9 protein-coding genes are annotated in these 14,085 nt (G+C 35.7%); 3 read left to right on the top strand and 6 right to left on the bottom strand.

What is annotated here, in order from left to right:
• Nucleotides 1–89: 89 nt before the first annotated feature.
• A complete protein-coding gene (locus tag O9307_RS06235) occupies nt 90–1,244 on the bottom strand; it encodes an 8-amino-7-oxononanoate synthase (RefSeq protein WP_298296475.1) in 1,155 nt (384 codons plus the stop codon).
• Nucleotides 1,245–1,436: 192 nt separating this feature from the next.
• Between O9307_RS06235 and O9307_RS06230 the strand changes: the two genes are divergently transcribed.
• The 3 genes from O9307_RS06230 to O9307_RS06220 all read left to right on the top strand — a co-directional run bounded on the left by O9307_RS06230 (nt 1,437) and on the right by O9307_RS06220 (nt 4,828).
• On the top strand, nt 1,437–1,979 hold the full coding sequence (locus O9307_RS06230; RefSeq protein WP_298296472.1) for a hypothetical protein: 543 nt from the start codon (nt 1,437–1,439) through the stop codon (nt 1,977–1,979).
• A gap of 376 nt (nt 1,980–2,355) precedes the next feature.
• The gene (locus O9307_RS06225; RefSeq protein ID WP_298296469.1) at nt 2,356–3,282 is read left to right on the top strand and encodes a hypothetical protein; all 927 of its coding nucleotides are present in this window, start codon (nt 2,356–2,358) and stop codon (nt 3,280–3,282) included.
• A complete protein-coding gene (locus O9307_RS06220; RefSeq protein WP_298296466.1) occupies nt 3,272–4,828 on the top strand; it encodes a phosphatase PAP2 family protein in 1,557 nt (518 codons plus the stop codon). The genes O9307_RS06225 and O9307_RS06220 overlap by 11 nt, the downstream gene beginning before the upstream one ends.
• A gap of 594 nt (nt 4,829–5,422) precedes the next feature.
• On the opposite strand, the gene O9307_RS06215 is transcribed toward O9307_RS06220, so the two are convergent.
• The 5 genes from O9307_RS06215 to glmS all read right to left on the bottom strand — a co-directional run bounded on the left by O9307_RS06215 (nt 5,423) and on the right by glmS (nt 14,080).
• Complete coding sequence (locus O9307_RS06215; protein WP_298296464.1) at nt 5,423–5,704, bottom strand: hypothetical protein; 282 nt, start codon at nt 5,702–5,704, stop codon at nt 5,423–5,425.
• 74 nt (nt 5,705–5,778) lie between these two features.
• Nucleotides 5,779–7,290 (bottom strand): F0F1 ATP synthase subunit beta, encoded by a 1,512-nt coding sequence (atpD, locus tag O9307_RS06210; RefSeq protein WP_064716067.1) that lies wholly within the window; start codon nt 7,288–7,290, stop codon nt 5,779–5,781.
• Nucleotides 7,291–7,547: 257 nt separating this feature from the next.
• Entirely contained in the window at nt 7,548–9,026 is a 1,479-nt protein-coding gene (locus O9307_RS06205; protein ID WP_298296461.1) for an SGNH/GDSL hydrolase family protein, read from the bottom strand.
• Nucleotides 9,027–9,055: 29 nt separating this feature from the next.
• On the bottom strand, nt 9,056–11,875 hold the full coding sequence (locus O9307_RS06200; protein ID WP_298296459.1) for a TonB-dependent receptor: 2,820 nt from the start codon (nt 11,873–11,875) through the stop codon (nt 9,056–9,058).
• Nucleotides 11,876–12,232: 357 nt separating this feature from the next.
• Nucleotides 12,233–14,080: a glutamine--fructose-6-phosphate transaminase (isomerizing) gene (gene glmS / locus O9307_RS06195; RefSeq protein ID WP_298296456.1), complete on the bottom strand. Its 1,848-nt coding sequence runs from the start codon at nt 14,078–14,080 to the stop codon at nt 12,233–12,235.
• Nucleotides 14,081–14,085: the final 5 nt, after the last annotated feature.

The following is a 14,085-nucleotide window of genomic DNA, read 5'->3' as shown; positions in this document are numbered from 1 at the left end:
TGTGCCATTAAAACGGTCTCTTTTTCGTGAAAATTAGTGAAATTCGTGTTTACTTTTTAATCAATGACAAAATTCGGATAGCGCTTTTTTTATAGAAGCAATGATAAACAATGCAAAACCTCCGAAATTTGAGTTTCGGTATTGTAGCTGTGTAAACAAAAACGCAAGCGTTCTTGCCCAGCGGGAACCGTGGGTGAAAGTATGGGTTTTACATCAAACCCTTTTTCTTGTAATTGTTGAGCAATGCGTTTTACATTAGCATTTCCGGGAATTATAGCCGATTGAATCGCAGATTTGCTTCGAACGAAAAGCGGTTTCAAACTGAAGCGGTTTTTTTCTTGATTAAAATAATTAATTCGCTCTTTCAATTCACCAATTGCTGCTGCTTTAGCATCCAATGTTTGATATGCAATACCAATTGTTGCAACGGAATGTGGAGAAAGTCCCGTAGTGTATATAAAACTTCGGGCAAAATTGACTAAATAACTACTCAATTCCTCAGAACCGAGCACAACAGCACCATGACAGCCTAAACCTTTTCCAAAAGTAACAATCCGAGCAAAAAAATGCTCTTGCAAACCCAGAAACTGCACCAAACCTTCTCCTTTTTCACCAAAGACTCCCAATGCATGCGCTTCGTCAACCACTAAATAGCAGTTGTATTTCTCTGAAACAGCCACCAACTCTTCTATATTCGGACAGTCTCCATCCATAGAAAAAACACTTTCTGTAACTACATAAATGGTAGTGGAATGCTGATTTTCAGAAGCCTGAAACTTCAAAATAAGTCGTTCTAAATCTTCAAAATCGTTATGTTTGAACTTATACGCTTTCGCATTAGAAAGCTGAATCCCATCTCTGATTGATGCGTGACACAATTCATCAAACAAAATAAAATCCCCTTTTTGAGGTACAGCACTAAAAAAACCAACATTGGCATCATAACCCGAGTTAAAAAGCAAGGCAGATGGCGATTGATGAAAATTTGCAATAAAAACCTCTGTCGTAGGATACAAAGTATGATTCCCAGAAAGCAATCGCGAACCTGTTGCTCCGTTTATCATACTATTATTAGTGACTAAATGATGGTGTGTGTCTGTAAAAATAGCTTCGGATTTTGCAAAACCTAAATAATCATTTGATGCAAAATCGATTAATTGGTTGGCCAAAGGCAATTTTCTAAGCGCATTTTGCTCTTGTCTGGCGGCTAACTTTTGTGCAAGAGATTGTGGTAGTGCTTTCATAGGAAACAAAAATAAGCACTTTTTTTCGATTGAGATTCAAAACACTTTTTAACGAAACAGCATTTTTTTATACAAATACTATTTCCTATTATTTGTAAATAAATTTGTATTTTATATTTTTTATATGTTAAATATTTCTTAATTAATACTAAAAACCTGTTAATAAGTCATTTAGTTTTTTACTTTCGGAGAATGATGAAACGTTTGGCATCGGTATTTTTAATTGCCTCCTTATTTTACAATGTAATAGGGTACTATCTTTTATTTCATCAAAAACAAGAACATCAATGGGTCTCTAGTATGCAAGAAAAAACAACTTCTGAATACCAAGTTCTTGAAGTAAACGCTTCTATTTATTCCTTTGTACAAGACACAGACTTTGAATACGTAAACCAAAACATAGAAATCAACAATACGTATTATCACGTTTTTAAAAAACGCATAAAAAACAACATCCTGTACTTGTATTATTTACCAAACACACATCAAGACAAGATAAGTTCTGAACTCACAAACCTTGTAAATCAGCAATTATTTGATGATTCCCCTTCAAAAGAATCACCTGCAAAAAAACTATTAAAAACGGTTGTAACTGATTATTTGGTTACAAAACCTTTATCAATTAGCACACCTTCTACAGTTCAAATAGCCAAAGTTTCTTTTCAAAGAACACAAATCACGAAACCTGTTTGTGGCTATTTCAATTTACCCTATTCCCCTCCAGATTTCGTTTAGTTTTTTTCTTTTTCTGAAATTAAGTGTCTTTTTGTTAAACTATTCTGTGATTAGTAAAGACTACTATGAATTTTAAAAAAGATTATGAGGCAACTTATGCCTAAAAACATCCTAAACTATTTCTAAACCCAAATTGTTAGATTGACTCAAATTTAGATGAATTCATTACATCATAAAATGCGTTATTCTATCACTATTCGAAAAGCATTTTTGACTTTATAAGGTCAATCATTGCTTACTTTTTAGCAAACTCATATGAAATCGCCATTAACAACAAGTTTGTCGCAAACAGAAACAAATAAATAAAAGGCGACCCGAGCGAAGTGAATTGGCGAAGCACATCACATATGACCGCTAACAAATAACTTTTACATATATGAAAAAAATATACTGGACGATGCTATTCTTGTCTTCTCTAATAACATACTCTCAAACCGAAATTGACGGAATAATGATGAGCAAAAACAACTTTTGCACAGGAGCAATATACCAATACAGCAGTTGGAACAACTATTGGGAAGGCACTTTCAAAAGAACCAATTTAAATCTTGGAACCGTAAGCACAAAATCTCTGGCTGTTATGGGGAATTACGGCATTTCAGATAAATTGAATCTATTATTCAGCTTGCCCTATGTAAAAACTAATGCTTCTGAAGGCACTATGAAAGGTCAAAAAGGAATACAAGACCTTTCTTTAACTCTAAAATACATGCCAATCGAAAAAACAATTGGAAAAAACACCTACTCTCTCTATTTCATTGGAAGTTATTCCACTCCGCTGTCGGATTATGCCATCGATTATCTACCCTTGAGCTTGGGTCTTGGCAGTAAAACAGGAACCTTACGAATTATGGGAGATTTCCAAAGAGGCAATTTTTTTAGCACGCTTTCAGGAGCTTATGTAAAAAGAGCAAACGTTACAATTGAAAGAAATTCCTATTTAACGAATGACGAAATCATCTATTCAAATGAAGTGAATATGCCTGATGCTATTTCGGTTAATTTTAGAATGGGCTATCGCTCTAATCGATTAATTGCAGAATTTATAATTGATAACTGGGTTACCCAAAAAGGAGGTTTTGACATTACCAAAAACAACATGCCTTTCCCTAGCAATACTATGAACGCTATCAGATATGGTTTGAATACAAAATACACACTCAAAAGCATCCCTGAATTATCAATAATTGGCGGGTATAATTATGTAGCCGAAGGAAAAAATGTTGGACAGTCTAAAACCGTTTATGGAGGTTTGTTTTATATTATCAATTTTGAAAAAAAATCTACCGAAAATGAAAACTAAACTATTCCAATCACTTTTAAATAGCCTTATTATCTGTCTGTCTTTATTCATTTTTTCTTGTAGTGAAGAAGTTACAGAACGTAATGATAATTTTCAGGCTTTAAACCCAACCAATATCGATGCTAACGGCGGAACTTGGAAACCAATTTTACTAACAGCGCCAGATGAATTCCCAATCGATGTTCCAGTAGCAACAAATACAGCTGCCTACACACGAGAAATTAACGAAATCAAAAGTTACCAAGCAGCTATAACCGAAGAACAAAAAAAAATCATAGCCTATTGGCGAGTGGGCGGTGTTTTACGTTGGAATGAAATTATGCGCACCTTGGTTGCTAGACACAACCGTCCGCCCTATCAAAACGAAGACGGAACGTATCCTGCGCCTTCTGCTGCAAATCCATTTGGATACCCGCAATTTCCTTTTTCAAATCCTCCTTATGCTGCCAGAGCCTATGCTTATGTAAGTGCTGCGCAATACGATGCACTAATTGCCGCTTGGCATTACAAAAAATTATACAATAGAGCCGCTCCGTACACTGTAGATGCAACCTTACAAGTATTAGTTCCTAAAAGCACTTTGGCCGCTTATCCTTCTGAAGACGGTGTACTTTCTGGCGTAACTGTAGAGTTACTAAAATTACTTTTCCCGACAGAAATCGCTTATATACAAGAAAAAGCAGATGAGGAAAAATTATACCGAATCATTAGTGGTGCCAATGTCCGCAGCGATATGGAAGCTGGAATTGCTCTTGGAAGAAAAATTGCTGCTAAATTTATTGCTAGAGCCGCAAGCGATGGTGCTGGTGCAGCAATAGGAACACCAGCAATATGGGCTCAATTAGAATCCAATGCTATCGCAAAAGGAGAAACACCTTGGATTTCACTTGATGCACCAAAACGCCCACCAATGCTACCATTATTTGGAAATGTAAAATCGTTCTTAATGACGTCAGCTGATGTGGTAGCAAGCCGCCCTGTACCACCTCCATCAACAAAATCTGAAGCTTTTGCAAAAGAACTGGCTGAGATAAAAAAATTCAGCACCAACTCGACCAAAGAACAACAACGAATTGTAACTTTTTGGGCAGATGGCGTTGGCACCTATACCCCTCCTGGACATTGGAATGCCATTGCAACTGAATATTTTGTACCACAAAATTACAGTGAAATTCGCTGGGCAAGAAATATGGCTTTACTTAACATCGCCATGATGGACGCAGCCATAAGCTGTTGGGATGCCAAGTACTTCTATTTCAATCCAAGACCTTCACAAATGGATACCTCAATAAAAACTACAACAGGCATACCTAATTTCCCTGCTTATGTTTCTGGTCATTCCACTTTTAGTGCAGCGGCAGCAACAATACTATCGCATATATTACCTGAATCAAAAGACAAATTCAATGTTATGGCAAAAGAGGCATCTAATTCAAGACTTTATGGCGCTATTCACTATAGAAGCGATTGTGAAAAAGGGTTTCTTCTTGGTGAAACCGTGGGCACATTTGCAGTTTCAAGAGCCAAAACAGATGGCGCTGAATAAAGAATATGAGTTGGTAATTCAAAACCAATGGTTATTGCTTTTATTATCAATGCAACCTAACAGGATTGAGCCCAATGTCATTAAGTTAAGAGATTTTAGATTGAAGATTAACGATTTTAGATTTTAGATTTTGGAGCAAGTGAGTAAAAATTAAATGATTTTCAGTATCTTATATATCAGCAATCAAAAATCGTTAATCAAAAATCAGCAATCAAATTATTGATTATTCCTTAACTTAATGACATTGGGATCGAGCCCCCGTTAGGTTTTTAGGTTCTACCCTGAATGGTGTGGGTTTTACTATTTTAAGTAGTGTTATTCTAACACAAGCAACTTCTATTCTTCAACCATTTAAGGCATTTAAGGTCATATAAGCTTCATAAACATACCGCTCATATTTCTTCCTCAACTCTTACTATCTCTACTACAACGAATTACTAGACCTGCATTTATAAATAGGCAATGATTCTTATATGACCTTACATACCTTATATGGTTATATTTTTGGCTTGTGTGTTTACCTACACAGTTGAGGGTAGTACCAACAAAAAAAGCCCAACAATTTGCTGGGCTTTTTTTAACTATTTAGTTCTTTTAGTCTGCTAAAAGAATCAATTTATTATCTTTCATTTCTATTGTTCCAGAAGCGATATCAAAAGTGTACAATTGATTAGAAACCTTTTTCAATTTAGATTCTGCTTCACTTGAAATATCAAAACTAGTTGCTGCAATCTTTACAGTGCCTTGTTTTAGTAAAGAAACAATAGGTGCATGATTATTCAATATTTGAAAACTACCATCTACACCAGGTAAAGTAATAGCAGTAATTTCTCCTTGAAATAATTTAGCTTCTGCTGATACAATTTCTAAAATCATTTTTTTAGTGATTAGTGATTAGTAATTAGTAATTAGCACTATTTGAATACTGCTTCCTCTAATTGCTAACTGATTTATGCTTCTGCTAACATTTTTTCTCCAGCCTCTATAGCTTGCTCGATAGTACCTTTAAGGTTGAAAGCTGATTCTGGTAAGTGATCTAATTCACCATCAATAATCATATTAAATCCTTTGATGGTATCTTTAATATCAACCAAAACTCCAGGAATACCTGTAAATTGCTCCGCTACGTGGAAAGGTTGAGACAAGAAACGTTGCACACGACGTGCTCTAGATACCGCTAATTTATCATCTTCTGATAACTCTTCCATACCAAGAATTGCAATGATATCTTGTAATTGTTTGTATTTTTGAAGAATTTCTTTTACTCTTTGTGCACAATCGTAATGCTCATTTCCTAAGATATGAGGTGTTAAAATTCTTGAAGTAGAATCCAATGGGTCAACCGCAGGATAGATACCTAACTCAGCAATTTTACGAGACAATACTGTTGTTGCATCTAAGTGAGCAAAAGTTGTTGCTGGCGCAGGGTCAGTTAAGTCATCCGCAGGAACGTAAACCGCTTGTACAGATGTAATAGAACCTTTGTTTGTAGAAGTAATACGCTCTTGCATGGCACCCATCTCAGTTGCCAATGTTGGTTGGTAACCTACCGCAGATGGCATACGTCCTAAAAGTGCTGATACCTCAGAACCTGCTTGCGTAAAACGGAAGATGTTATCCACGAAGAACAATACATCTTTTCCTTGATCAGATCCAGCTCCATCACGGAAATACTCAGCGATAGATAATCCAGAAAGTGCCACACGTGCACGAGCTCCTGGAGGCTCATTCATTTGTCCAAAAACGAAAGTAGCTTTAGACTCTCTCATTCCTGGCATATCAACTTTTGATAAATCCCATCCTCCATTTTCCATAGAGTGCATGAAATCTTCACCATATTTAATAATTCCAGACTCTAACATCTCACGAAGCAAGTCATTTCCTTCACGAGTTCTTTCTCCTACTCCTGCGAATACAGAAAGACCACCGTGACCTTTTGCAATATTGTTAATCAACTCCTGAATCAATACGGTTTTACCAACACCAGCACCACCAAACAATCCAATTTTACCCCCTTTAGCGTAAGGCTCAATCAAATCGATTACTTTGATACCTGTAAATAAAACTTCAGAAGAAGTAGATAAATCCTCGAATTTCGGAGCTGGTCTGTGGATTGGCAATCCATTTTCACCCGTTTTAGGCAATTCACCTAAACCATCAATTGCATCTCCAACCACATTAAACAAACGTCCGTAAACGTCTGGACCAATTGGCATTTGAATAGGGTTTCCTGTTCCTACTACTTCATAACCTCTGCTTAAACCATCAGTAGAGTCCATCGAAATGGTACGAACGGTGTTTTCACCAATGTGAGATTGCACTTCTAGTACCAACAAAGTACCATCTTTTCTAGTGACTTCTAATGAGTCATAAATTTTTGGAAGTTCAACATCCTTACCGTTGAAAACTACGTCCACTACTGGGCCAATGATTTGGGCAACTTTTCCTATTACTTTAGACATTACTTATGTATTTATTAAATAGCTATTTAGGTTTGTGAAATTCATCTTCAAAAATCAGGTCTATCAGATGCTTTTTTCCGTGTGCAAAGATATATTTTTTAAAATACATAATCAATACCTTTTTTTTAAAAAAAATGATATTTTTTATCAAACCCACAAAACCCCTCTACCCTTTCATTGAATTTATTTTTCACTTCAATAAAAAAACCACCTACATTATATAGGTGGTCTTAATTGGTTATCGTTGTTTGGTTATTTTATAGTGATGCTGGATACAATATACGATACAACCCTACATTAACATTTTTAAAGTTCGCACCATATTTTGCATTAATTGCTTCTGTAAATAGGTTTGCTATTATAGCATACCCTCTTGGACTTGGATGAACGCCATCTAAAGAGAACATGCCGCCAGTAACAAAGGTAGAAGTTGTATTATAACCATCATAAACAATTCCTCCACTTGCTAATTTATCTGTTACTCCTTTTAGCTCCACAAAAGCCAAACCTTTTGCATCTGCAATTGACTTAATGGTAACATTATAAGCATCTGTAGCCACTTTTACTTCAGCAATTTCTTCTTTAGATAAGACCCAATTATCGGCAAGAGGAACTGAGACTCCATTAACAGCAGCTGCATTACCACCTACTAATGTACCTATAAAACTACTAGCCGGCAAGACAACTAAATCCTCTGCCGTTGCATGTCTGTAAGATGGAATTCCAAAAGATGTTCTATCTGTCAAGTAACTATCAACTATTACAACAGCATTTGCGCCGGCTTTAAAATTTATAGTCCTTCTAGTTGCTTCAGCAGCGGTAAGCAAACCTGCATTAACCATTGCCTGTAAACCACCATTGTAAGTTGCGTAACCAGCATTTAATTGTGTGGCAGCAGCAGCAGATAAAGCAACTGGATTAAACGGTACCGTTGTAAAATATGGCAAAGCGGTCACATATGGTAAATTAGCCACTACCCCCTTAGCCCCTTTTGCTGTCAAGGCGTTAACAATATTCGAATAAGCACTAGCAAATACATTAGGATCTGTGATATCATTACCTGCGTAAGTAGCTGGATTTAAATTCCCTTTTTGATCTTTGCCTGTTCCTCCAGAAGTTGCATATCCTAAAATATCATTACCTCCAATCCATAAAGAAAAGAAAGTAGGATCTTGAGCAACAGCATCAGCAACTACTGTTGTTGAGACAGTAGTAGCAAATCTTGCAAAATAAGGATTAGCCAACCCTGCAGCTACTCCAGCAACATTCCCATAACCAGGCGCTACCAAATGGTAGCTTTTTGCACCTGGTACACCCAAATTATTAAAGGGACCTGTTAGCTTGGTGGTCACCTCAGTAGAAGGTTTTCCTGTAACTGCTACAGGTGCAGAACCATTAAAATACAACCTTGTACCAGCTATTACATTCCCACCCAACAACAATCCGCCCACATTATCAGCCATAAATGGAGTTTTAAAATCACCACCGCCCGCTAAAGCAAATTGTTGCGCAATAATATTTGCATAGGACCCTTCTTGTCCAGTCTTAAAAAGAGCATTATCACTATATCCAGCAGCATAAGAATCTCCTAAGGCAACATATTTTGTTACTACAGCAGAACCTGCCGTTAAAGGCTTTCCATCTGATGAATTCGAATCAATCGTTACTTCATCATCATTATTACAAGCTACAAATGCTAAAGAAGCAATCAGTACCCATTTGAAATTTTTTATCATTGTTCTAATTTTTTTTGATTAATGAATAATTACGGATTGATAGTCCAAGAAGCGAAGTATTGTTGCCCGATTAAACCAGCCCCTAATACTTGACCATATTCTTTTCCTCCAATGTTTGAAGCTCCAACTTTTAAAGTAGATTTCAATGATGGGATTAAATAGTTCAACTGCGCATCAATTACAGTGGCCGCTTCAATGGTACCATCTGCAAAAGAAGATTGCCATAAGTATTCGCTATTCCATCTTCCGCTAACATTAAAACCAAAATTCTTGAATAATTTTTCGTTACCGATAGACGCTTTCACGCGGTGTTTTGGTGTATTAAATCCCGCTTCAAAACTTGGGTCTTTTTCTTGATCAAAATCAAATTGGGCATAATTATAGTTTACACCTACCTCAAAATCTTGATATACTTTTCTAGACAAACCTATACCAAATCCCAAAGACTTGATTTTTAAAGAAGTATTAGTATACAATTGAAATGTTCTTGTGTTTCCTGTACCTAAAGCATGAACTGATTGCCAACCTAAATCTGCTGGATTAGGAGTTGCACTTGGTGCATCTTTTGCAGTACCATACAAAGGCGCCACTACATTCAAGTTACCAATAAAATTATTATAGATATTGTAATACCCATTAATATCAATAGATGTTTTATTAATAAAGGAACGATAGCCCAACTCAAAAGCTTTTACTTCCTCAGGTTTTACCAAATCCACATTCGTCTTTTTTAACAAAGCGGTATTACCTCCAGCAGCTGCAAAAGCAAGCACAGATGATGCTGTGTATGAGTTATCATAAGCATTTGTTCCATTAATTACTACTGATGTTCCGTTTGCAAATTGCTGACCTAAAGCAGTAGTAATTGGCAAAGTTTCAGTGTATCTAGTTAAATTATCAGGCGCAGACCCTAATAATATAGCACTACCTACATTAAAACCAATGTATTGATCCTGAGTGGAAGGGTTTCTAAAACCAGTTTGGAAAGATCCTCTGAAATTATGATTTTTATTTTGTCCACCTGAATACACTAAAGATACTCTTGGGGAATAATTCCCATCAAAATTTTTAGCCTTATCATATCGCATAGAAGCCGTAATTTTCAAACGATCGTCCATCACTTTCTTTTGTGCTTGGGCATAAAAACCATATTCATTGTAATTAATTGGACCATCTTTATCTGTATAAATTCTACCAAAAGAATTCAATTCATACAATCTAAAGGATCCTCCAACTTGAAGTTCAGCGAATTTAATTTGATCCTTAAAGTTATAATTCGCATCAGAATGATAAATTCTAGAATTATCCACCAACTTAGAACCTGTTAATACATTTGGATCAGCAATAACTTGATTGAAAGCATTTTTGAATGCTGCTGTACCAGGAATCAACCTTCCTGTATCAGCAGTATTTCTTGCAGCTGCATGCGCTTGTGCCGGTGTTAGGCCTCCTAAAGTATTTGAAATATAAGCTCCAGCATACTGCCCGAACCAAGTTGAATCACTTTTCCATTTGCGGTTAACATTTATACCCGCAAATAACATGTCATAAGACTGACCCCCATCTTCTGTAGTAGTATAGCCTCTTACAAAGAAATTCTTCCCTTTAAACTCAATTTTATGTTGTTGCATAAAAAAGTTATTCAAATAATAGCGGTTAGCCCCTTGATATACTGTATTTCCAAAACCAAATTTACTTTGCCAAATCACTTCTAATTTTTCATCTCCGAAAGGCCTGTAATGCAAAGAAAAATCAATTTTAGTATTCGACACTTTGTTATCAGTTAAATCTACTTCATTATAACCCGTTCTACTAACAGTAGTATTTGGCAAAAGATTAACAAGTGACGCAGGAATTAATCCTTGTGATGCTAGTGCTTGACCAACACCTTTTATATTAGTAGCTACTTCATCACCATACACATTTATTCCATCATAGTTAATAGTACCACGATCAATACCTGCCCTTGTTTTATCATCATAATTTGTAGCATGCCACTCAGTACCTCTCATGTACGTAAAATTAGCTTTTGCTGCAAATTTTGGGCTGAAAGCAGCAGCCATTCTCACACCATAATCTACATAATCATTGGTACCAGCCGCCTTCTGTGAGGTTTGTCCAAACTTTGCATAAGCTGTAATTCCTGGACTTGAGAAAGGACTTTTACTGTTCATGAACAAAATTCCATTGAAAGCATTGGCCCCATATAAAGCTGAAGAGGCACCTGGCAACAACTCTACACTTTGCACATCAATCTCAGATACTCCAATTAGATTTCCTAAAACAAAGTTTAATAATGGAGAAGAATTGTCCATACCATCTACTAATTGCATAAAACGTGTATTCGCAACTGTAGCAAAACCACGAGTATTTATAGACTTAAATGACATACTAGAAGTATTCATTTGTACCTCTTTCATGTTTTCTAACCCGTCATAAAAAGAAGGAGAAGCCGTTTTCTTAATTTCAGCAATACCCATTCTTTCGATAGTTACCGGAGATTCCAAAACACGCTCGGGCGTTCTTGAAGCAGAAACAACAATTTCATCAAGTTTCGTTTCTTCATCCAATAACTTTACAGTAATTTTTTGACTATAAGAAGTAACACTTACTACTTGTGTAGTAAACCCCAAGCTTGAAATCTCAATCTTTACAGGTAAAGATTGAATGGACTTCAACACAAACTTACCGTCAAAATCTGTAGTAGAGCCTACATTTTGACCGATAGCTTTCACATTGACACCAGGAATAGGTTGTCCATTACGATCGGACACAGACCCTGAAATTGAATTTTGAGCAAATGTTAAGCCGCAAAAAAACAATGACAAAAAAAGTAAATAAATTCTCATTAGGTTCGAGTTAATTGGTTTAGTTCGTAAATGTAAAAATATTTTTGATATTAATAAAAATACCTATAAAATTCTACAAAAATAGCAGTAAATACCAACAAAAAAAGCATGATTTTACTCTTTAAATTTTAAGGTTTATCTATTTTTTATAAAAATCAATTGAAAAATAAATTATGCACGCATAATAAATTATATTAATCCTATTTTTTTGGTCTATTTTTTAAATTTTTAATAAAAATGAATCCCACAACGAAATCGATTGAAAAAAAACAGAAAAAAACAACTAAAACAAACCATAGGACATAAAAAAACCCCAAATGCAAATACATTTGGGGCTATAATTGTAGTGAAAAAAAGTTATTCTACAGTAACTGATTTAGCTAAATTTCTAGGTTGATCTACATTACAACCTCTAAGTACCGCAATATGATAAGATAATAATTGCAAAGGAATGGTAGTGATTAAGGGTGAAAGTGCATCAGATGTTTCTGGAATTTCAATTACAAAATCTGCTAGTTCTCTAACTTGAGTATCTCCTTTGGTTACCACTGCAATTATTCGACCACTTCTGGACTTTATTTCTTGAATATTACTCACAATTTTATCGTAATGGCCTTGCTTAGGAGCAATTACAATTACAGGCATTTGTTCGTCAATAAGTGCAATTGGACCGTGTTTCATTTCAGCTGCAGGATATCCTTCAGCATGAATATAAGAAATTTCTTTTAATTTTAAAGCGCCTTCAAGAGCTACTGGAAAATTATAACCACGTCCTAAATACAAACAATTTGGTGCATCTTTAAATGTAGCAGCAATAACTTTTGATTGCTCATTAGTCTCTAAAGCTTCTAAAACTTTGCTTGGAATAAATTCCAATTCTTGTAAATACGTTCGGTAATCTGACTGTGTCATTGTACCTTTTGCTTTAGCTAGACGCAAAGCAATCATAGTAAGTACAGTAATTTGAGTAGTAAATGCCTTTGTTGAAGCAACACCAATCTCAGGCCCTGCATGAGTATAAGCTCCTGCATGAGTCTCTCTAGAAATAGAAGAACCCACTACATTACAAACGCCAAAAACAAAAGCGCCATGTTCTTTAGCTAATTTTATAGCGGCCATCGTATCGGCAGTTTCTCCTGATTGTGAAATAGCAATCACTACATCTTTACTAGTAATAATCGGATTACGATATCTAAATTCTGAAGCGTATTCTACTTCTACAGGAATTCTTGTAAACTCTTCAAATACGTATTCTGCCACTAATCCAGCATGCCATGAGGTACCACATGCTACAATTATAATACGATCGGCATTTAAAAATTTTTCTAAATTATCCTCAACACCAGCCATTTGAATAATACCTTCATTAGCATGAAGCCTTCCTCTATAGGTATCTTTTATAACGCTAGGCTGTTCGTAAATTTCTTTTAGCATAAAATGCTCATAGCCTCCTTTTTCGATTTGCTCCAAATTCATTTGAAGTTCTTGAACATAAGGATCTACCAAAGAGTCATCCATAATTTTACGGACTTTCATCGGTTTGTGCAATCTTATATTGGCCATTTCGCCATCTTCCAAATAGACCGCATTAGAAGTATATTCAATGAACGGAGAAGCATCAGATGCGATAAAGTACTCTCCTTCCCCAACTCCAATAGCTAATGGACTCCCTAAACGAGCAGCAACAATTTCGTCAGGATTTTTTTTATCAAAAACGGCAATAGCATAAGCTCCAACCACTTGATTTAAGGCCAATTGAACTGCTTTTCCTAACTTTAGTTTTTCCTTTTTCTGTACATCCTCTATTAAATTAACCAATACTTCCGTATCAGTATCAGAATGAAAGACATAGCCTCTTTTTATTAGCTCTTGTTTTAGAGGGGCGTAATTTTCTATAATTCCATTATGAATAATAGTAAGTTCACCTGAATTTGAAACATGTGGATGCGAATTCACATCATTAGGTACACCATGAGTCGCCCATCTTGTGTGCCCCATTCCAATGGTACCATTAGTTGTGATATCTGAAAGGGATTTAGTTTCTAAATCAGATACCTTTCCTTTAGTTTTACAAAGCTTAATCTCTTTTCCGTCATACACCATAATTCCAGCGCTATCATACCCACGGTACTCTAAGCGTTTCAACCCTTTTATAATTATCGGGTACGCTTCTCTATAGCCTATATATCCAACAATTCCACACATATTTT

It is taken from the genome of Flavobacterium sp., assembly GCF_027531905.1.
Classification (GTDB): domain Bacteria; phylum Bacteroidota; class Bacteroidia; order Flavobacteriales; family Flavobacteriaceae; genus Flavobacterium.
This window is presented reverse-complemented; position numbering and strand designations above follow the sequence as displayed.

What these genes read in the sequence shown, in the direction of transcription:
- O9307_RS06235 (WP_298296475.1), bottom strand. Translation starts at nt 1,244, where the DNA reads ATGAAAGCACTACCACAATCTCTTGCACAAAAGTTAGCCGCCAGACAA.
- O9307_RS06230 (WP_298296472.1), top strand. Translation starts at nt 1,437, where the DNA reads ATGATGAAACGTTTGGCATCGGTATTTTTAATTGCCTCCTTATTTTAC.
- O9307_RS06225 (WP_298296469.1), top strand. Translation starts at nt 2,356, where the DNA reads ATGAAAAAAATATACTGGACGATGCTATTCTTGTCTTCTCTAATAACA.
- O9307_RS06220 (WP_298296466.1), top strand. Translation starts at nt 3,272, where the DNA reads ATGAAAACTAAACTATTCCAATCACTTTTAAATAGCCTTATTATCTGT.
- O9307_RS06215 (WP_298296464.1), bottom strand. Translation starts at nt 5,704, where the DNA reads ATGATTTTAGAAATTGTATCAGCAGAAGCTAAATTATTTCAAGGAGAA.
- atpD (WP_064716067.1), bottom strand. Translation starts at nt 7,290, where the DNA reads ATGTCTAAAGTAATAGGAAAAGTTGCCCAAATCATTGGCCCAGTAGTG.
- O9307_RS06205 (WP_298296461.1), bottom strand. Translation starts at nt 9,026, where the DNA reads ATGATAAAAAATTTCAAATGGGTACTGATTGCTTCTTTAGCATTTGTA.
- O9307_RS06200 (WP_298296459.1), bottom strand. Translation starts at nt 11,875, where the DNA reads ATGAGAATTTATTTACTTTTTTTGTCATTGTTTTTTTGCGGCTTAACA.
- glmS (WP_298296456.1), bottom strand. Translation starts at nt 14,080, where the DNA reads ATGTGTGGAATTGTTGGATATATAGGCTATAGAGAAGCGTACCCGATA.